The organism is Actinoplanes sp. NPDC051475 (assembly GCF_040689425.1).
Taxonomy (GTDB): Bacteria; Actinomycetota; Actinomycetes; order Mycobacteriales; family Micromonosporaceae; genus Actinoplanes.
Genome location: NZ_JBFAZZ010000001.1, coordinates 145508 through 164551, shown reverse-complemented (window position 1 = coordinate 164551; position 19044 = coordinate 145508). Strand labels below are relative to the sequence as shown.

At 72.0% G+C, this 19044-nt stretch carries 15 protein-coding genes and 1 pseudogene; 11 read left to right on the top strand and 5 right to left on the bottom strand.

Annotation, left to right across the window (positions count from 1 at the left end):
• Positions 1-35 precede the first annotated feature (35 nt).
• Together AB0368_RS00800 and AB0368_RS00795 are read left to right on the top strand one after the other, a co-directional pair.
• Positions 36-2735, top strand: coding sequence for an Ig-like domain-containing protein (locus AB0368_RS00800; RefSeq protein ID WP_366151646.1), 2700 nt, complete (start codon positions 36-38; stop codon positions 2733-2735).
• Positions 2732-4357 (top strand): acyl-CoA dehydrogenase family protein, encoded by a 1626-nt coding sequence (locus tag AB0368_RS00795; protein WP_366151645.1) that lies wholly within the window; start codon positions 2732-2734, stop codon positions 4355-4357. The genes AB0368_RS00800 and AB0368_RS00795 overlap by 4 nt, the downstream gene beginning before the upstream one ends.
• On the opposite strand, the gene AB0368_RS00790 is transcribed toward AB0368_RS00795, so the two are convergent.
• Positions 4354-5304 carry a hypothetical protein gene (locus tag AB0368_RS00790; protein WP_366151644.1) on the bottom strand — a complete coding sequence of 317 codons (951 nt, stop codon included), beginning with the start codon at positions 5302-5304 and terminating at the stop codon, positions 4354-4356. The genes AB0368_RS00795 and AB0368_RS00790 overlap by 4 nt on opposite strands.
• 105 nt (positions 5305-5409) lie before the next feature.
• On the opposite strand from AB0368_RS00790, the gene AB0368_RS00785 reads away from it, so the two are divergent.
• The 5 genes from AB0368_RS00785 to AB0368_RS00765 are packed head-to-tail and all read left to right on the top strand — an operon-like array spanning position 5410 to position 11851.
• Positions 5410-5664 carry a hypothetical protein gene (locus tag AB0368_RS00785; protein ID WP_366151643.1) on the top strand — a complete coding sequence of 85 codons (255 nt, stop codon included), beginning with the start codon at positions 5410-5412 and terminating at the stop codon, positions 5662-5664.
• A gap of 17 nt (positions 5665-5681) precedes the next feature.
• On the top strand, positions 5682-7016 hold the full coding sequence (locus AB0368_RS00780) for a bifunctional diguanylate cyclase/phosphodiesterase (protein ID WP_366151642.1): 1335 nt from the start codon (positions 5682-5684) through the stop codon (positions 7014-7016).
• A gap of 46 nt (positions 7017-7062) precedes the next feature.
• Positions 7063-9291 (top strand): bifunctional diguanylate cyclase/phosphodiesterase, encoded by a 2229-nt coding sequence (locus tag AB0368_RS00775; RefSeq protein WP_366151641.1) that lies wholly within the window; start codon positions 7063-7065, stop codon positions 9289-9291.
• Positions 9292-9349: 58 nt separating this feature from the next.
• Positions 9350-11377: a molybdopterin cofactor-binding domain-containing protein gene (locus AB0368_RS00770; protein WP_366151640.1), complete on the top strand. Its 2028-nt coding sequence runs from the start codon at positions 9350-9352 to the stop codon at positions 11375-11377.
• Positions 11378-11389: 12 nt separating this feature from the next.
• Positions 11390-11851, top strand: a complete 462-nt coding sequence (locus tag AB0368_RS00765; RefSeq protein ID WP_366151639.1) for a (2Fe-2S)-binding protein — start codon at positions 11390-11392, stop codon at positions 11849-11851.
• Positions 11852-11869: 18 nt separating this feature from the next.
• Here AB0368_RS00765 and AB0368_RS00760 read toward each other — a convergent pair whose 3' ends face one another.
• On the bottom strand, positions 11870-12349 hold the full coding sequence (locus AB0368_RS00760; protein ID WP_366151638.1) for a DUF2625 family protein: 480 nt from the start codon (positions 12347-12349) through the stop codon (positions 11870-11872).
• A 214-nt stretch (positions 12350-12563) separates the two neighbouring features.
• Between AB0368_RS00760 and AB0368_RS00755 the strand changes: the two genes are divergently transcribed.
• Complete coding sequence (locus tag AB0368_RS00755) at positions 12564-13223, top strand: HAD family hydrolase (protein WP_366151637.1); 660 nt, start codon at positions 12564-12566, stop codon at positions 13221-13223.
• Here AB0368_RS00755 and AB0368_RS00750 read toward each other — a convergent pair.
• Positions 13204-14124 (bottom strand): hypothetical protein, encoded by a 921-nt coding sequence (locus AB0368_RS00750; protein WP_366151636.1) that lies wholly within the window; start codon positions 14122-14124, stop codon positions 13204-13206. The two genes, AB0368_RS00755 and AB0368_RS00750, sit on opposite strands and share 20 nt — an antisense overlap.
• Before the next feature lie 981 nt (positions 14125-15105).
• Here AB0368_RS00750 and AB0368_RS00745 point away from each other — a divergent pair.
• Positions 15106-15360, top strand: a complete 255-nt coding sequence (locus AB0368_RS00745; RefSeq protein ID WP_366151635.1) for a hypothetical protein — start codon at positions 15106-15108, stop codon at positions 15358-15360.
• A 36-nt stretch (positions 15361-15396) separates the two neighbouring features.
• On the opposite strand, the gene AB0368_RS00740 is transcribed toward AB0368_RS00745, so the two are convergent.
• A complete protein-coding gene (locus AB0368_RS00740) occupies positions 15397-16854 on the bottom strand; it encodes an ATP-binding protein (RefSeq protein ID WP_366151634.1) in 1458 nt (485 codons plus the stop codon).
• Between the two features lie 52 nt (positions 16855-16906).
• Here AB0368_RS00740 and uidA point away from each other — a divergent pair, with 52 nt between their 5' ends.
• Positions 16907-18628, top strand: coding sequence for a beta-glucuronidase (gene uidA, locus AB0368_RS00735; protein ID WP_366151633.1), 1722 nt, complete (start codon positions 16907-16909; stop codon positions 18626-18628).
• Here uidA and AB0368_RS00730 read toward each other — a convergent pair.
• A pseudogene (locus AB0368_RS00730) lies at positions 18601-18822 on the bottom strand (helix-turn-helix transcriptional regulator); the annotation flags it as partial. The gene uidA and the pseudogene AB0368_RS00730 sit on opposite strands and share 28 nt — an antisense overlap.
• 65 nt (positions 18823-18887) lie before the next feature.
• Here AB0368_RS00730 and AB0368_RS00725 point away from each other — a divergent pair.
• Entirely contained in the window at positions 18888-19037 is a 150-nt protein-coding gene (locus AB0368_RS00725; protein ID WP_366151632.1) for a hypothetical protein, read from the top strand.
• The last annotated feature ends 7 nt before the right edge of the window (positions 19038-19044 follow it).

Sequence of the window (19044 nt, the reverse complement as noted above, 5' to 3'; positions counted from 1 at the left end):
GCCGGGCCGGGCGGGAGCCGTGCTCGCATGGGCGGGTGGGAAACCGTCGTCTGTGGATCGTCCTCACGGCCGCGCTCGCCGCGCCGTTCGCCGTGGTCAGCCCCGCCCGCGCGGCCGTCACGCCCGTGGCCCGGGTGAACTTCCAGCCCGCGTCCTCCGCCGTGCCGGCCGGCTACACCGCCGACACCGGCGCGGCGTACGACGCCGGGCGCGGGTCGGGCTGGGTGGTGCAGGGGGCGGCGACGCCGCTGGACCTGACCCGCAACACCCGGGACCGGGCCCGTGCGGGGATCGACCCGCGGCTCAACACGCTCATCCACCTGCAGTACGGCGACGTCAACGGCACCAACGGCGTGCCCACCGCCGGGGCGTGGGAGTACGCGCTGCCGGCCGGCTCGTACCAGGTGACGGTGTCGGCGGGCGACCAGCCCGCCTACGACAGCTCCCACACGGTGCGGGTGGAGGGCGTACCGGCGATCTCCGGTTTCGTCTCGACGGCCGCGGCCGAATACCGCACGGCGACCGTGACCGTGGCGGTGACCGACGGGCGCCTGACCGTGGACGCGATCGGCGGCACCAACACCAAGCTGAACTACGTCGAGATCGCGCCCGCCTTCGCCCTGAAGGTCAACTTCTCCGACGCGGCCACCGCACCACCGGCCGGCTACGTGCGTGACTCCGGCGGCGCGTACGCCGACGCCCGCGGCTACGGCTGGGTACGGGCCGGGACGACGACGCCGCTCGACCTCACCGGCAACGGGCGAAACCGCAACCCGGCCGCCGGTCAGCCCGACGTACGCCTGGCGACACTGATGCACATGCAGCTGCCGCCGGGCTCGGCCGGCGTGACGACCCCGGGATCGTGGGAGGTCGCGGTGCCGGCGGGGGCGTACACGGTCACGGCGGCGGTCGGCGACGCGGGCACCGCCGTGGACAGCTCCCACTGGCTGAGCATCGAGGACCAGAACGGCGTCGCCGCATTCACACCGACGGCCGCGACCAAGCACGCGACGGTCACCCGTACGGTCACCGTCACCGACGGACGGCTCACCCTGAGCGCGGTCGGCGGCACGAACACCAAGCTCGACTACGTCGACATCGCGGGCGTGCCGGCCGCCGGCACCATCCCGGCCGTCCGGACCAGCACCCCGGCGAACGGCGCTACCGGCGTCGGCCTGACCACGAGCGTCGTCGAGGACCTGATCCTGCCGAACGGCGGCGTCGACCAGGCGACCCTCAGCGGCGGCACGGTGACGCTCACCCGGGTCGGCGACGGCGCGCCCGTGCCCGCCACGATCATCACCAGCGGAGGCGGGGACGTGGTCAACCTGTCCCCCACCGCGCCGCTCGCGCCGTCCACGGCGTACCGGTTCACGCTGACCTCGGGGGTGCGGGACATGAGCGGACGGGCGTTCCAGCCGTACTCGATCGTCTTCACCACCGGCACCGGCGGCGGGCCCGGCGGCCCGGCCGCCTTCGACAAGGTGGTCGGCGTCGCGACCGGCGCGTCCTTCACGACGGTGGTCACCGGACCCGACGGCCGCCTGTACGCGGGCACGCTCGACGGCCGCATCCTCCGCTTCCCGATCAACGCCGACGGCACGCTGGGCGCCGCGACGGTCATCACCGCGGTCCGGGACAACGCGGCGGCGCTCGGGCTGCCGGGCGCACCGGCCCGCACCATCATCGGCATGGCGTTCGACCCGTCGGGCGGCCTGTGGGTGACGGACAACTACGAGTACGTGGGCCCGCTGGACGTCCCCGAGTGGTCCGGGCGCATCGGCCGGCTGAGCGGGACCGATCTGGGGACGTACACGCCGAAGGTGGCCGGCCTGCCCCGCTCGGTCAAGGACCACGAGACGAACTCGCTGGCCTTCGGCCCGGACGGCGCCCTGTACGTCACCCAGGGCGCGAACAACGCCATGGGCGCCGCGGACTCCACCTGGGGCAACCGCCCGGAACAACTCCTGAGCGCGGCGGTCCTGCGGCTCGACACCACCCGGCTGGGCACCGGCACGCTCGACGTGAGGACGGCGGACGGCGGCGGCTACGACCCGTACGCCGCCACGGCCCCGCTGACCATCTACGCGACCGGGGTGCGCAACGCGTACGACCTGGTCTGGCACCGCAACGGCCACCTGTACGCCCCCACCAACGGCTCGGCGGCGGGCGGGAACACCCCGGCGACCCCGTCCCCGCTGCCGTCGTCGTGCACCCGCCGCGGCTACACCGGCCCCGCCGTACCGGCGCTGACCTCCGTACCGACCGCCGAGACGGACTACGTCTTCGACGTGAGGCGGGGGCGCTACTACGGCCACCCCAACCCGCTGCGCTGCGAGTGGGTGCTGGCGGGCGGCAACCCGACCGCCGCGGCGGACCCGTTCGAGGTGCCCGCGTACCCGGCGGGGACCCGGCCCGACCCGAACTACGACCTGGCGGGCACGTACGACGCCGGCCTGCACGCCTCGGCGGACGGCGCGATCGAATACCGCGGCGGCGCGCTGGACGGCAAGCTCCTGGTGGTCCGCTACTCGTCCGGCCAGGACATCGAGACGTTCGACGTGGCGGCGGACGGGACGCTGAGCAACCGGACGACGGGCATCACCGGGTTCACGGGCTTCAGCCAGCCGCTCGACCTCACCCAGAACCCGGCGAACGGCAACCTCTACGTCACCGAGCTCGGCGCCTCCCGCATCACCCTCCTCAAGCCCAGCGCGGTTACATTCACCCGATGAGCACCCACGAGGTCGTCAACCAGCCGCCACCCCTCGCCGGTCACGACATCGCCGCGGATGCCGCGCTGCTCGAGGCCGTCGACCGGGAGGGCGCCGGGTGGGCCGCCGGCGAGCTGCACCGCCTGGGCAAGCTGGGCGGCGGGACCGAGCCGCAGCGCTGGGCCGACGAGGCGAACCGGTACGAGCCGCTGCTGCTCACTCATGACCGGTACGGCCACCGCATCGACGAGGTCGACTTCCACCCGTCGTGGCACCGGCTGATGGACGTGGCGGTCGCCGAGGGCCTGGCCGGCGCGCCGTGGGCCGACCCGCGGGCGGGGGCGCACGTCGCCCGGGCCGCCGGACTGTACGTCTGGAGCCAGGTCGAGGCCGGCCACACCTGCCCGATCTCGATGACGTACGCGGTGGTGCCCGCCCTGCGCCACAATGCCGAGCTCGCGGGCGCGTACGAGCCGCTGCTGACCAGCAGGACGTACGATCCCGGGCTGCGTACTCCCCAGGCCAAGCAGGGCTTGCTGGCCGGCATGGGCATGACGGAGAAGCAGGGCGGCTCGGACGTGCGGGCGAACTCGACCACCGCCACCCAGGCCGGCGACGGCACCTACCGGTTGCGCGGCCACAAGTGGTTCACCAGCGCGCCCATGTGCGACCTGTTCCTCGTGCTCGCGCAGGCCCCGGCCGGCCTGTCGTGCTTCCTCGTGCCCCGGGTGCTTCCGGACAGCAGCCGCAACACGTTCCGGATCCAGCGCCTCAAGGACAAGCTCGGCAACCGCAGCAACGCCAGCAGCGAGCCGGAGTTCGACGAGACGGTGGCGTGGCTGGTCGGCGAGGAGGGTCAGGGCGTCCGCACGATCATCGACATGGTCGCGATGACCCGGCTCGACTGCGTCGTCGGCTCGGCGGCCGGGATGCGCGCGGCGCTGGTCCAGGCGCTGCACCACGTGCGGCACCGCTCCGCCTTCGGCGGCCCGCTGATCGGCAAGCCGCTGATGCGCAACGTCTGCGCGGACCTGGCGGTGGAGACCGAGGCGGCGACGGCGCTGGCTCTGCGGCTGGCCGGGGCCGTCGATCGAGGGGTACGGGGTGACGCGGGCGAGCGCGCGTTCGGCCGCCTGGCGGTGGCGGTCGGCAAGTACTGGGTGTGCAAGCGCCAGCCGGCCGTCGTCGGTGAGGCGCTGGAGTGCCTGGGCGGCAACGGTTACGTCGAGGAGTCGGGCCTGCCGCGGCTCTACCGGGACGCGCCGCTGAACTCCATCTGGGAGGGCTCGGGCAACGTGCAGGCCCTGGACGTGCTGCGTGCCCTGCGCCGCGAGCCGGGCAGCCTGGACGCGTTCCGCGCCGAGATCGCCGCGTCGGCCGGGGCCGACCGGCGCCTCGACGAGGCGGCGGCCGGCCTGGCTGCCCTGCTCGGCGGCGACGACGACCTGGAGTCCCAGGCCCGGCGCGTCGTGGAGCGGATGGCCGTGGTGCTGCAGGGCTCGCTGCTGGTGCGGCACGCGCCGGCCGCGGTCGCCGACGCGTTCTGCGCGAGCCGTCTCGGCGGCGACTGGGGCCACACCTTCGGCACCCTCCCCTCGGGTGCAGACACCGCCGCCCTGATCGACCGCGCGATGCCCGCCTAGGGAGCGAGCGTCCGATGCCAGACGGCGTCGTCGTTGCCCACCACGGCGACGTCGACGCCGGCGGCGGATCCGGCCGCCGCGGGCCCGGAGTTCAGCCGGCCGCCCGCCGACGACCAGCCGGACCAGGTGCCGTCGTACGACTTGCGCCAGAGCGCGCCGTCGTTGCCGGCGGCGAAGAGGTCGAGCCGCCCGGGCCCGGTGGAGGCGACCGCCGGGGCCGACGCGACCACCCCGCCGCGCGACACCCAGCGGCCCGACCAGGCGCCGGCCGAGTACGTCTTCTGCCACACCGCGTCGTCCGTGCCGGCCACCACCACGTCGACGCGGTCGGGCCCCCAGGAGACGGCCGACGGCAGCGAGGCCGCGTACCCGCCCAGGGACGTCCATCCGGACCAGGTCGCCGACAGCGACTTGACATAGATCTCGCGGTCGGTGCCGACCGCGAAGAGGTCGAGACGGCCCGGACCGCGCGAGGCGACGCCGGGCGCTGAGATCAGCGTCCCGCCCAGGGACTCCCACCGGGACCACGCGCCGTCGGCGAACGCCAGGTGGATCACGTCGTCCGCGGAGCCGCGAGCGACCACGTCGACGCGCCCCGGGCCCCAGGACACCGCGGCCGGCGCCGAGGTGAGGGTGCCGCCCAGCGACTCCCAGGTCGACCAGGCCCCGGCCGTGCGCGCCGTGTGCCACAGCGAGTGGTCCGCCCCGACGACGAAGACGTCCAGCCGGCCTGCACCGTCGGACGCCACGGCCGGCTGGGAGATCGCGGTGCCGCCGAGCGAGGCCCAGTCCGCCGCCGCGGCCGCCCGCGCGGACCGGTGCGTGACCAGTCCGCTCATCGGATCCGGGGCCGCCGCGGCCGTGGCGGCCTCCCCGGGTGCCGGAGCCACGATCAGCGAGCCTGCGACGATGATCGCCGCCAGCATCGACCGGACACGAGACCTCATGGACATCCTCCAAGAATTGATGAACATCAATGCGTTTCGCATCCTAGAGGGCGCGGGACGCCAGACGCTCAGGTGACACGCGCCACTGCCGATGATCGAGCGTGCGTGGGGATTGCGACCACGCTGGCGTCGGACGCCGGGTTCCAGGTCGTGGCCGCGTACGCGCCCGACCTGGAGGGCCCGATCGCGATCGGCTGGATCATGTCGAACGTCGTCTGGGGCGCCGCCGCGCTGCATCGCTCGGCGGGCGCCGGGGACCCGCCGGCGCCGGTGGTCGAGCAGCGCCCCGGCCGCGGCCGGCTGGCCCTGCCGGCCGCCTGCACCCTGCTCGTCCCACGCTGCTGTTCACCGAGGGACTGACGTCCGGGGGCGCGGGGGTGAGCTGGGCGGCGATCGGGGTCGGCGCCGTGCTGCTCTTCCTGCTGGTCCTCGCCCGGATGTCCGGATTCGTGAGCCAGATCCAGCGGCAGGCCGGGCAGCTGAAGGACCTGGCCCTGCGGGACGCGCTGACCGGACTGCCCAACCGCCGGGTCTTCGAGGAGCGCCTGGCGGCGGCGGTCGGCGCCGGACCGGCCCAGGTGGCGGTGCTCGACCTCAACGGCTTCAAGGACGTCAACGACCGGCTCGGGCACGCGGTCGGCGACCGGCTGCTCACCGAGGTCGCCGGGCGCCTGCTCGGCGCGCTGCGCGAGGAGGACCTGGTGGCTCGGATGGGCGGCGACGAGTTCGCCGTACTCATGCCCGGCGCCCTGCGTGAGCCGGTCGTCGTGAACGGGCACGAACTGCTCGTAGGCGCCAGCATCGGCACCACGGACAACGCCGGGACCACCGACGGCTACGAGGTCCTGCGCCGCGCCGACGTCGCGATGTACGCCGCCAAGCAGGCCGGCGAGCGGCACCGCCGGCACACCCCGGACCTGGACGAGCGGGCGGCCGCGGAGGCCCGGCTCGGCGCCGAGCTGCGCACCGCCCTGGACGCCGGCCAGTTGCACCTGGTCTACCAGCCGATCGTCGCGCTGCCCGAGCACCGCATGGTCGCCGCCGAGGCGCTCGTACGCTGGGACCACCCCGTACGCGGGCCGATCCACCCGGCCGACTTCATCCCCGTCGCCGAGCGCAACGGCTTCATCGTGGAGCTCGGCGCCTGGATCCTGGAGACCGCGTGCGCGCAGGCCGCGCACTGGCAGCGCACCCTGGGGCCGGCGGCGCCGGGGCGGATCAACGTCAACGTCTCGGCCCGCCAGCTCGCCGAGCCCGGCTTCCCCGAGCTGGTCACAGCGATCCTGGGCCGGACCCGGCTCCCCGCGCACCACCTCACCGTCGAGGTGACCGAGACCGCCGTGTTCCGCGGCGGCCGGGCGGTGCAGGCCCTGGAGAGCCTGCACGACCTCGGCGTACCCATCGCCCTCGACGACTTCGGCACCGGCCACTCGTCGCTGGGCCTGCTGCAGACCGTGCCCGTCGACGTGCTCAAGGTCGACAGGTCGTTCGTCGAGTCGATCACGCGGGCCGGCCGGCACGCCGTGATCGCGACCGCGCTGCTGCAGGTCAGCGACGGCCTGGGGCTCGCGGCCGTGGCCGAGGGCGTGGAGACGCCCGAGCAGGCCGCCGAGCTGCACCGGCTCGGGTACCGCTACGCGCAGGGCAACCTCTTCGGCGTGCCGGTGGCCGAGCCCGACTTCACCGCTGCCCCTGTGTCCGTGGTCTCGTGAACCGGTAGAGCCCTCAGCCCGCGGCCTCCATGGCCGATGGCAGGGCGTGCGGCGGGAATGGTTCTGGTGGTGGTGGCTCGTGGCGGGGTCGCTCGCCTCGGCCGCCTACTTCCTGCTGCCGTCCGACGGTCTGGCGTCCAACCTCGGGTACGACGCCATCGGGCTGACCGCCACCGTCCTGATCCTGGCCGGCGTGCGGCTGAACCGGGCCCGCCGCCCAGCGATGTGGTACCTGTTCGCCGCCGGGCAGCTCACCTGGGTCGTGGGCGACCTGGTGTGGGAGTACTACAGGTACGTCCTGGACCAGGAGCCCTATCCCTCGCCCGCCGACTACTTCTATCTCAGCGCGTACCCGATGCTTGTGGCCGGGCTCGTGATGCTGATGCGCGGGCGAACCACCGCGGCTCGCGACTTCGCGGCTCTGGTCGACGCCGCCATCGTCGCGATCGGGGTCGGCCTGGTCTTCTGGGTCTTCGTGATGCACCCGATCGCCGCCGACTCGACCGCGTCGACCTTCGAGCGAGTCATCGGGGTCGCCTATCCGGCTGCCGACGCGCTGCTGCTGGCCATGCTCGCCCGCTTCTACACCGGCGTGGGCGCCCGCTCCCCCAGCATCCGGCTGCTCGGTGCCGCCGCACTCCTGCTGCTCATCGGCGACGTCAGTTACTCGCTCCTCGAGCTGTACTCGGACGCCGACGAGGGGATTCTCGACGCCGCCTGGCTGCTGTCGTACGTGTGCTGGGGAGCCGCGGCGCTGCACCCCACCATGCGGACCGCCGGCTCGGCGCCGGAACAGGCCCGCGACGCCCGGGTGGGCCGGTCCCGGCTGGTGCTGCTCGCCGTCTGCTCGCTGCTCGCCCCCGGCCTGCTCTTCCTGCCCGGCATCGGTGCCGACGGCGTCGACCGGCTGGCCATCGCCGGCGGCGCCGTGGTGCTGTTCCTGCTGGTCGTGATCCGGATGTCGGGCTTCGTCGGCCAGGTGCAACACCAGGCCGACCTGCTCGAGGACCTCGCCATGGCGGACGACCTCACGGGCCTGGCGAACCGGCGCCGCTTCGAGGCCGGCCTGCGGACCGCGCTGGCCGCCGGCCGGGTCCAGGTGGCCCTGCTCGACCTCGACGACTTCAAGGGCGTCAACGACCGGCTCGGGCACGGCGTGGGCGACCACCTGCTCATCGTGATCGCCCAGCGGCTGCGCACCGCGCTAGGCCCGGAGGTGCTGGTGGCGCGCATGGGCGGCGACGAGTTCGCGCTGCTCATGCCCGGCGCGACGAATGCCGAGGCGGACCGGATCGTGGACCGGCTGGCGGACACGCTGCACGCCCCGATCACGGCCGGCGAGCACGAACTGCTCATCGGCGCCAGCATGGGCGTCACCGGCGGCGACGGCACCGACGACCCGTACGAGGTCCTGCGCCGCGCCGACGTCGCCATGTACGCCGCCAAGGCCGCCGCCGACCGGCCCCGCCGCTACGCCGCCGAGCTCGACGAGCAGTCCGACGAGCAGGCGCGGGTCGGCGCGGAGCTGCGTACGGCGCTGGACACCGGCCAGTTCCGCGTGGTCTACCAGCCGATCGTCGCGCTGTCGTCCGGGCGTACCGTCGCGGTCGAAGCGCTCGTCCGCTGGGACCACCCGGAGCGCGGCCTGATCCCGCCGGACCGGTTCATCCCCGCCGCCGAGCGCAACGGCCTGATCGTCGAGCTGGGCGAGTGGATCCTGCGCACCGCCTGCACCCAGGCGGTCGAATGGCGCGCGGACCACGGCGAACTGGCCCCGGCCCGGATGAGCGTCAACGTCTCCGCCCGCCAGCTCGCCGAGCCGGGCTTCGCCGCCCTGGTGACGACGGTGCTCGAGGAGACCGGGATGAGCGCCGGCATGCTGACGGTCGAGGTCACCGAGACCGCCGTGTTCGGCGGCGGCCAGGCGGTCCAGGCCGTGCAGGACCTGCACGACCTCGGGATCCACATCGCGCTGGACGACTTCGGCACCGGTCACTCGTCGCTGGGCCTGCTGCAGACGGTTCCCGTGGACGTGCTCAAGGTGGACAAGTCCTTCGTCGACGGCATCACGATGGCCGGGCGCCACGCCGTCATCGCCACGGCGCTCATCCAGGTGAGCGCGGGGCTGGGGCTGACCGCGGTGGCCGAGGGCGTCGAGACCGCCGAACAGGCCGCCGAGCTGCGGCGGCTCGGCTACGAGCTGGCCCAGGGCTACCACTTCGGCCGGCCCGTTGCCGAACCGTCGTTCCAGCCGCCCGGTCTGGTCGGCATTTAGAGATCCGTAACCTCCGACCTCACATGAGCCTTACGTCCGCACCGGCATCCTCTCCCCCATGGATCGCCGGAAGGTCGTCGTCTATGCCCTGTCCGCGTCCACTCTGACCCTGGTCGCACCGCTGGGCTTGCGGCGGTTGTCCCAGGCCGAGGCGGCGCCGCCACCCCCGCCGGGCGGCGGGCCCCGGCGCTCCGACGTGGTGGCCGTCGGCGCCGACGAGGAGAAGCTGGTCCTGGAGGTCACCGCGGCCAACAAGGTACGGGTGAAGCTCCCCCGCGCGGAGGTCGGCCAGGGCATCACCACGGCGGTGGCCATGATGATCGCGGAGGAGCTGGACGCGCGGCTCACCGACGTCGACATCCCGCTGGCCGACGCCCGCACCGACGGCGGCAACCAGTTCACCGGTGGCTCGAGCTCCGTAAGCTCCCTGTACGACCCCGCCCGTCACCTCGCCGCCACCGCCCGCGCCCGGCTCGTGACCGCGGCGGCCCGGCGCTGGCACGTCCCCGCGAATACGTTGCTGACCCGGGACACCATGGTGGTCGCGCCGGACGGCCGTACCGCGACGTTCGGCTCGCTGACCGCGGCCGCGAGCGCCATCACTCACCCGGATGTGCCCGCCGACCCCAAGCCGGCCGCCCGGCACCGCACGATCGGGCGCCCGGCGACCCGCATCGACGCCCGCGACCTGGTCACCGGGAAGGCGACGTACGCGGGAGACCTGTCCGTGGCCGGCGCCAAGCCCACCGTGGTGGCCCGGTCCCCGAAGCTCGGCGGGACGGTCGTCTCGGTCGACGACGCCCGCGCCCGCGCCATGCCGGGCGTGCTGGCGGTCGTCCGCATCCCCAGCGGCGTCGCGGTGGTCGCCGAGACGTTCCACCACGCCTTCCAAGCCCGCGACGCCCTGAAGATCAAGTGGGCGCCGGGCCCGATCGCGACCCTGTCGGATGCCGGCATCCGATCCCGGCTCCGCGCCGCCCTCCCCCCGCTCGCCGCCCCGCCCCGCGGTTCGACGCAGGTCCAGGGCGAGTTCGAATTCGCCTTCGTCAGCCACGCCCCGATGGAAGTGCTCACCGCCGTGGCGGACGTCCGCGCCGACCACGCCGAGGTCTGGTTCTCCTCCCAGTCCCCGGTCGAGGCGGCGGAGAGCATCGCCGAAGCGGTCCGGCTGCCGGCCCGGGCGGTCCGCGTCCACGTCGTCCGCGGCGGCGGCTCGTTCGGACGGCGGCTGAACTACGACGCCGCGATCGAGGCGGCGCTCATCTCGAAGGCGGCCGGGCGCCCGGTCAAGCTCATGTGGAGCCGCGCCGACGACATCAAGCACGGCCGGATGCGCCCGGTCACGTACCGCCGGGTCCGCGCCAGCGTCAAGGACGGCCGGATCGCCCGGCTGGACCACGACGCCACCTCGGTGAACGAGGGCCCCGGCCGCGGCCTCGACCTGCCGATCCCGATGGGCGCCTGGCGCTCGGTGGACTCCGGGACCTCCCGGGCGGCCGAGGAGGTCATGCTCGACGAGGTCGCCCGCTCACTGCACAAGGACGAGGTCGCCTTCCGGCGTACGACGCTGCACAGCGCCGCCGCCAAGGCCGTCCTCGACAAGGTCACCGCCGGCCGATGGGGCCGCCGCCTGCCGCCCCACTGGGGCCAGGGCGTCGCCGTCCACGAGGAGTACGGCTCCTTCCTGGCCTGCCTCGCGGAGATCGACGCCACCGACGCCCGCAACCCCCGCGTGACGGCGATGGTGATGGCGGTCGACGTGGGCACGGTCATCAACCCCCGCGGACTCGAGGCCCAGCTCATGGGCGCCGCGATGGACGGCATCTCCACCATCCTGTACGCCGGCCTGCATATCGACCGGGGAGCGGTCCGGGAGAGCACCTTCGCCGACTTCCACTACGCCCGTCATCGGCAGAGCCCCCTCGAACTGAAGGTCCACATCATGCCGTCCAAACGGGCGCCCGGCGGTGCCGGCGAGCTCGGCGTCCCGGCGAGCGCGGGAGCCGTCGCCAACGCGTACGCCCGGGCCACCGGCACCAAACCACGCCGCTTCCCGATCATCAGCACCGCCAGCACCGTCAGCTGAGGAGCGCACCCGATGCCGCAGTACAGCTTCACCCTCAACGGCAAACCGGTCACCGTCGACGCACCGGCCGACATGCCGCTGCTGTGGGCGCTGCGCGACCTGCTGGGGGTCACCGGCCCGAAGTACGGCTGCGGCATCGGCGCCTGCCGCGCCTGCACCAGCCACCTCGACGGTACGGAGATCCAGCCCTGCGTCGTACCCGTCGCGGACTGCGCCGGCCGCCGAGTCACCACGATCGAGGGCCTGGCCGACGGCGACCGGCTCCACCCGGTCCAACAGGCATGGCTCGACTGCGACGTGGCCCAGTGCGGCTTCTGCCAACCAGGCCAGATCATGGCCGCGGTAGCCCTCCTGGACCGCACCCCCCACCCGACCGACGCCGACATCGACAAGATCGAGAACGTGTGCCGCTGCGGGACCTACCACCGGGTCCGCCAAGCCATCAAGAAGGCCTCCGGGGCTCCGCCCTCCTGAAGCCGGCGGCCGGCTCGGCTAATACTTGCCGAATGACTCCGCCTCCCAGTCCGGCCAGCGCAAGCCCTCATAGAACCGAGTCAGCGCACCGGCGAACATCGCGTGCAGCCAGTCGCCGTACCCCAGTTCGAGATCCTGCCAAGCGAGGTCTTCCGGGCCGAAGTAGTGCACCGTCGGCGCAGCGCCAGGCTGACTCGGCACCCAGGCGAATTGGCCGCCCATCACGTCGAAGGCGACGACCATACGACCGGCCTGGCGATCCATCTCGGTGACCACGTCCGGCAGTCCGTCGTGTCCACCGCCCAGCACCCGCAGCCAGCCGTGGTCGATCACCAAACCGCCACTGTTGGCGACCACTGCCCCGAGCCAGGACTTGGTGGTGACCCCCAGAGCCTCTAAGGAGGCTGCCGCCCGCTCAGGGTCAGCCGTCAACACCTCCACCGGATACGGAGCTGCAGCCATCCCCGTCGAGATCTCCGCCCACGTCGACTGTTCCACCCCGTCAGCCTCCCAGGACGACCAACCATGGCGACGCTGAGGCCCTGCGGAATAGGCGCAGATCGTCTAGCCGGAGCTGTCACCTACGTTCCGATACAGCTGTGTCACGCAGGTCAATGAGACTTCGCATCTGCCGGCATCCGTCGCTCGGCAGTTGCCGGATCACGATGGCGGCATCCGGCTGTCACCGGCAGTCGGAGTTAGGCTCGGCGCCATGATCCGAGCTGTGGTGTTTGACGTCGGTGAGTGTCTGGTGAATGAGGCGAGGGAGTACGGCACCTGGGCAGACTGGCTCGGAGTACCCCGACACACCTTCTCGGCAACGTTTGGCGCGGTGATCGCGCGCGGCCAGGACTACCGCCAGACATTTCAGGAGTTCCGGCCCGGCTTCGACCTGACCGAGGAGCGGGAGAAGCGTGCGGCGGCGGGTCAGCCGGAATGGTTCGGGGAGGACGACCTCTACCCGGACGTGCGGCCGGCGTTGACCGCCCTGCGAGAGGCCGGCCTCTGGGTCGGGATTGCGGGCAACCAGACAGTGCGCGCCGGCGGCCTGTTGCGCTCGATGGATCTGCCGAGCGACATGATCGCAACGTCGGACGACTGGGGTGCCTCGAAGCCGGACGCTGGCTTCTTCAAGGCGGTGGCGAAAGAGACGCCGTTCGGGCCGGAAGAGACGTTGTACGTCGGTGACCGACTGGACAACGACATCCGACCCGCAGTCGCTGCGGGCTTCAAGACGGCTCTGATGCTCCGGGGTCCATGGGCGACCATCCAGCGCAACGACCCGGACGCGGACCGGCTGCCGACGATGCGGATCACGTCGCTGGACGAGCTGCCCGCACGGATCGCGGCGTTCAACGGCGAAGCGCGCTGAGAGTGGTCTGCCAGTCGTAGAGACGGTCATCGAGCTCACGGACGCAATCGGCGTCAGCCCACGGCTGCAGGCCCTGGCGGACTTCCCGGATTCGTTCCATACCTGTGGCGTACCAGGTGGTTCCGAGCTGATAGAGCGCCGCCTGAGCGTGAGCGCACGCTTCGTCGGGGTGCTTGCGGGCAACCTCGACCGCCGCCAGGTCACCGAGGATGACGGTGCGCTGTTTGCCCTCGTCGGCAGGCAGCGCCTCCAAGGCCGCAGTAAGGGTGTCGAGGGCCTGGGCGAAACGGCCGGCCTTGAGCAGGGTGTTGCCCTTGAACGCTGCCAGCCGAACCGGGGAGAACCACGTGAACCACTCGGGCGAGTGGTGCTCGCTCCGGGTGGTGAGGATGTCCTCGGCGTGTGCGATGGCTTGGAGTGCGTCCTTCGGGTGACCGCAACGGGTGTCGCACTCGGCCTCGACGGCGTCGATCCAAGCCAGGAATTCGGCCGAGGCCGGACCACGTCGGGCGTATGTGCGGGCGGCCCGGAGGCGTTCGGCTGCCTCGTCGCGACGCCGTACCCAGCCGGGAATGAACGCGGCGTGCGCCAGAATCGCAGCTCCGAGGAGCGGATCGTTTGCTTCGCCGGCGGCCTGCAGAGCGCGCACGTAGGTGGCGTCGGCTTCGTCGGGCTGGCGGAGGTCGAAGAACTCGATACGTCCGGCAAGCAGCAGCGATTCAGCCAGGGCAGTGGCGAGCAGACGCCGGGCGACGCCTGTCGTCTCGGCGAGTAAGTGGAGACCGAGTCGCGTGTGTTCGGTGACCGTGGGGTGCAGGTGCGCGGGCTGAACGCTCCAGTAGAGCCGGCGGTGAGCGACTGTGATGGTGGTGTAGTCAGCTCCGATGGTGGCTGGCTGCACTGCGGCGGTCGGCTGAGGCAGTGGAAGGCCGGCGGGGACAGTCCCGCCCTGCTGGGGCAGCTTGCCCGGATGCCGGTTCGGAGTCCTGCCACGGTGGGGTGAAGCCGAGCTGCTCGATCGGCAATTGCAGTACATGAACAAGGAGCCGCTGGTGGTCGGCTCGCGGCCAGGGCGGAGCCGGTGACTCCCACCTGCGGATCTGGCGCACGCTGACCTCCATGGCGCCGAGGCCGATACGCGGGGCAGCTTGGGTGAGAGCGTCGGCGAAGGCCTGTTGAGAGGCATAGCCGGCATGCTGCCGGGCCGCCTTGAGACGAGTGTTGCCCGAGGACTGAGTCATGTCCTGTACCTCCTCTGACGAGATCGCTCCTCACCACGGTAGAACAAGTGGGCCTCCTGTAGGACTCTCGGTTCATACGAAGGCAACCTCTGCGCGGGAGAGTCCTCTGGAAGTCCCTTCGACGGCCTTCTTGTCCCCTATGGAGTCGGCCACTCTCAGGACATGAGTGACAGAGGGGCTACGCCAACCACCTCGCGACCGGTTCGCTCATGAGACGAAGCGGGTCTGTGCGACGGGGATTCCGTGACAGCGCCGATCCGTCCAGCCGGCACCGGGGCGGACGCCGCGTAGGTGGCCAGTCCCCGATCTGGACCGTGATCGCCGTCCGTCTCGGTGCCTTCCATCGCCAGGGAGCGACCTCACATGAGTGGACTCGGTTCTCGCGATTACGGCAGCGCAGTGCGGTACCGCATGTCTCAGCCGGCGCAAGAGCTGATACGACGGCTCGCAAGTCGGCGGCTCACCGACCAACCGCGCGGAGAAGACGGCTTCTGCCTGACCTGCTGGCCCCGTGATCCGTGCCCCTGTGTTGCGCGACGCCTTGCGATCGTGGGTCTGGTCAGGGCAGGCCGACGTCGCCCGTTGGCCCGGATGACCCCGACCGCGGTGGGCAACCAAGCTTCCGGCTCGGCTGGCCTGCGATGAGCAAGCAGAAGCGCCCCGAACCGCTGGTGCAGATCGGTGACTTGGTCGAGATACCAGAGGCCGACTATTGCTACGGCCTTGGCGTACTGAGGATGCGAATAACGGCCATGAATGTCACGCCGCAGGACGTCTCCCGCTTGGAGTGGGTTCGCTTGGTCGGCGTGCCCATTTTCAGCCACGACCAGGAAGGCCCCGAGCGGGAAGCACTCGTCCGAGTGGCAGCGCTCCGGCAGCATCCACCGAAACGCTGAAGAGCACTGCCGACGGAGCCGCTCCCGGTGAGGCGGTCAGTGCTGGCCGAGGAGGTCCCGGATGCTGGCCGTCAGGTTTGCCTGGCTGATCGGCTCCACCATGCCGCCGGTGCGGGCGTCCTGCATCGCCTTGGTCAGCTGGATCCGGCGCAGGGCCTCCTTGATGTCGGCGCCCGTCATGCCGTGGCTCAGGCGGCCGAGTTCGCCCAGGTCGAGGTCGTCGGCGAACATCGTGAAGCCCGGTTCCTCGTGGGCCGCGGCGAGCTGGGCGATCATCTTGCGGAAGATCTCCGTGCGGCTGGTGTCGTCCGGTTTGGGTACGGAGATCTTGACGTCGAAGCGGCCGGAGCGGATCAGCGAGTCGTCGACGCGGTGCGGGAAGTTGGTCGTCGCCACCACGATGACGTTGGGGTTCGCTTCGATCAGGTCGTTCATCTCCTGTTTGAAGATGCCCGCCACCGCGTTGATCGCCTGGCTGGCCGCGTCGCCGCCGGAGCCGGCGTAGCTGATGATCGAGTCGAATTCGTCGAACAGGATGAGCGTCGGGACGCGGTAGCGGCGGGCATCGCGGAAGATCTGTTTGATGTTGCGCTCGGAGCCGCCCAGCCATTTGTCCAGGATCTCCGGGGTTCGGATCTCGCGGAAGTCGGCGCCGATCTCGTTGGCCAGTGCCCTCGACAGCATGGTCTTGCCGGTGCCGGGCGGGCCGTACATGAGGATGCCCTGGGGCCGCCGCGCTCCCCAGCGGGCCATCGCCTCGGGGTGGCGGAACGACACCGCGATCTGGCGCAGCTCGGCGACGACGTCGGCGAGGCCGCCGACCTGGTCGAGGGTGACCTCCTGGGTGGTGGTCGCCACCCTCGGGATGCTCTCGCGGCTCACCACGTAGCGGCGCCCCGCGAGCGGGTCCGTCGACGGGGGCAGCAGCTCGATCACGGCCTGCAGCACCAGCCGCACCATGGCCGTCAGGTGCTCGGGCCGCACGTCGTCGCGGGGCACCTCGGCGCGCAGGCGGACCAGGCTGCCGTTGGATTCGTAGGTGACCGCCGCCTGCAGGCCCGCTGACGCGTCGGCCAGGACCGCCGTCTCCGGCTCCCGGTCCGTGGTGGTCTCGCTCGGACGATCCAGACCGAGTTTCTTGTACGCCGCGACGGCCGCCGTGCCCACACCGTCCACGAGCCGAGTGGCGATCGGGTCGCCGGCCGCGATCCGCTTCGCGAGCAGGGCGCCGACGGGGTCGTTGCCGAGCACCACCGCGCGGATCCGGTCCTTCTGCGGCGCGTCGGTCACGGACGTGCTGATCTCGGCGGCGAACACGTGCACCGGCCCGGCCGTGGTGTCGGCGCTGGACACGGTCAGTTCGACCCGGCGTACCGGTGGGGGGAAGGTGGCGCGGCGCAGCAGCTCGACGGGGTTGACCCTGGCGGCGGCGAGGATGGTGCTCGCCTCGACGATCTCGACGGTGGCGCCGGCGTACCGGAAGGACTCGGTCATGGTTGTCCCCTCTCCTGCCCCAAGAGTGACACAGGCGTGAGAGGGTCCAGACATGCTGCGGCCACAGGAGTCGGCGTATCGGGACCGCCGGAGGATCGAGGGGTTGTGGGACTTCTCGTTCGCGTCGCCGCCGGTCTTCGACGCCGAGATGGCGGTGCCGGCTTCGTACAACGACGTGCTGCCCGGTGGCCGCGACCATGTCGGCCCGGTCTGGTATCGCAAGCGGGTGGTGGTGCCGCGGGGGTGGGTGGGGCAGCGGGTCGTGCTGCACTTCGAGTCGGCCACGCACCGGGCGACGGTGTGGGTGGACGGCGCCGAGGTGATGAGCCACGAGGGTGGGTACACGCCGTTCGAGGCCGAGCTGGACGTCACCGCAGGCGAGACCATCGAGATCGTCGTGTCGGTGGACAACACGCTGACGTTCACGTCCATCCCGCCCGGCGTGGTCGAGCAGAGCGCGGCCGGGCCGCGGCAGCGCTACTGGCACGACTTCTCCAACTACGCCGGCCTGCATCGCCCGGTCTGGTTGTACGCGACGCCGCGCGAGTGCATCACCGACGTCACCTTCTCGGCCGCGGCCGACGGCACCCTGACCTGGGACATCACCGGCGGGTCGCGCATGATCCTGCGCAACCGTGAGGGCCGGGTGGTGGCGAGCGGGGGCGCACAGGGGACGGTCAAGGTCGGCCACGTGCATCCGTGGGCCCCCGGCGACGGCTACCTCTACGAGCTGGAGGCGCAGCGGGTCGAGGACGGCGAGGTGCGCGACAGCTGCCGGCGTACCGTGGGATTCCGGACCGTGACCATCGACGGCCCGCGCTTTCTCATCAACGGGCGGCCCTTCCGGTTCCGGGGTTTCGGGCGCCACGAGGACATTCCGGTGCTCGGCCGCGGGCACAACGACGCCTGGATGCTGCACGACTTCGCGCTCATGGACTGGATCGGCGCCAACTCGTTCCGGACGTCGCACTATCCCTACAGCGAGGACGTGCTCGACCACGCCGACCGGCACGGGATCGTGGTGATCGGCGAGACCGCGGCCGTCGGTCTCAACACCGCCCTGGCCCAGGGCACCGCGAGCAGGGAGCGGTTCCCGACCTACGGTACGGAGACGGTCAACGAGGCGACCCGCGAGGTGCACGCGCAGGCCATCCGGGAGCTGGTGGCCCGCGACCGGCACCACCCCAGCGTGGTCATGTGGTCGATCGCCAACGAGCCGGAGTCCGAGACGGCGGCGGCGGAGGCGTACTTCCTGCCGCTGTTCGCCCTGACCCGCGAGCTGGACCCGGACCGGCCGGTCGGCTTCGCCAACTACGGCGCTGCCACGCCGGACCGCTGCCGGCTGTCGCGCCACGCGGACGTCCTGATGCTCAACCGCTACTACGGCTGGTACGTCCACACCGGCGACCTGGCAGCGGCCGAGCAGGCGTTCGAGGCGGAACTACGGGCGTGGGCCGCGACGGGCAAACCCATCCTGATCAGCGAGTACGGCGCGGACACCCTGCCCGGCCTGCACGCGGTCGAGCCCACGCCGTGGACCGAGGAGTACCAGTCCGCGTACCTGGAGATGAACCACCGCCTCTTCGACCGGATCCCCGAGGTGGTGGGCGAGCACGTCTGGAACTTCGCCGACTTCGCCACGACCGCGGGCATCACCCGGGTCGGCGGCAACCGCAAGGGCGTGTTCACCCGCGACCGGCAACCCAAGGCGGCCGCCCACCTGCTGCGCCGTCGATGGCGCGGGGATCAGGGGTCCGGCAAGGCGTCGCCCTGACGGACCAGGCCACTCTGGTACGCCAGCACGACGAGTTGCGCCCGGTCCCGCACGTCGAGCTTGGTCATCGCCCGGTTGACGTGCGTCTTCGCGGTCAGCGGGGACACGTACAGCCGCTCGGCGATGGCGTCGTTGGACAGCCCGTGAGCGACCAGCACCAGGATCTCCCGCTCGCGCTCGGTCAGCAGGTCCAGCGCGGCGGGCCGGGCGGCGCCCTCGGGACGCAGGGTGGTGAGGAATCGGCTGACTGCCCGCGGCGATGGCGCTGCTCGGCCGCCGGGCCTGGGCGCTGCCCGGATGGCTCGACCGGATCCTGCCGGACGTCGACGTCGAGGGCGAGAAGCTGCGCCCCGAGGCCGGCGAGCCCCGCCCGGCCCCGGAGACCGAGCTGGTCAGCGCCGGTCTCTAGGCTGGGC

Excerpts from the sequence above, each read along its gene's own strand:
- AB0368_RS00795 (WP_366151645.1), top strand. The coding sequence starts at position 2,732 with ATGAGCACCCACGAGGTCGTCAACCAGCCGCCACCCCTCGCCGGTCAC.
- AB0368_RS00790 (WP_366151644.1), bottom strand. The coding sequence starts at position 5,304 with ATGAGGTCTCGTGTCCGGTCGATGCTGGCGGCGATCATCGTCGCAGGC.
- AB0368_RS00770 (WP_366151640.1), top strand. The coding sequence starts at position 9,350 with ATGGATCGCCGGAAGGTCGTCGTCTATGCCCTGTCCGCGTCCACTCTG.
- AB0368_RS00765 (WP_366151639.1), top strand. The coding sequence starts at position 11,390 with ATGCCGCAGTACAGCTTCACCCTCAACGGCAAACCGGTCACCGTCGAC.
- AB0368_RS00755 (WP_366151637.1), top strand. The coding sequence starts at position 12,564 with ATGATCCGAGCTGTGGTGTTTGACGTCGGTGAGTGTCTGGTGAATGAG.
- AB0368_RS00745 (WP_366151635.1), top strand. The coding sequence starts at position 15,106 with ATGAGCAAGCAGAAGCGCCCCGAACCGCTGGTGCAGATCGGTGACTTG.
- AB0368_RS00740 (WP_366151634.1), bottom strand. The coding sequence starts at position 16,854 with ATGACCGAGTCCTTCCGGTACGCCGGCGCCACCGTCGAGATCGTCGAG.
- uidA (WP_366151633.1), top strand. The coding sequence starts at position 16,907 with ATGCTGCGGCCACAGGAGTCGGCGTATCGGGACCGCCGGAGGATCGAG.
- AB0368_RS00725 (WP_366151632.1), top strand. The coding sequence starts at position 18,888 with ATGGCGCTGCTCGGCCGCCGGGCCTGGGCGCTGCCCGGATGGCTCGAC.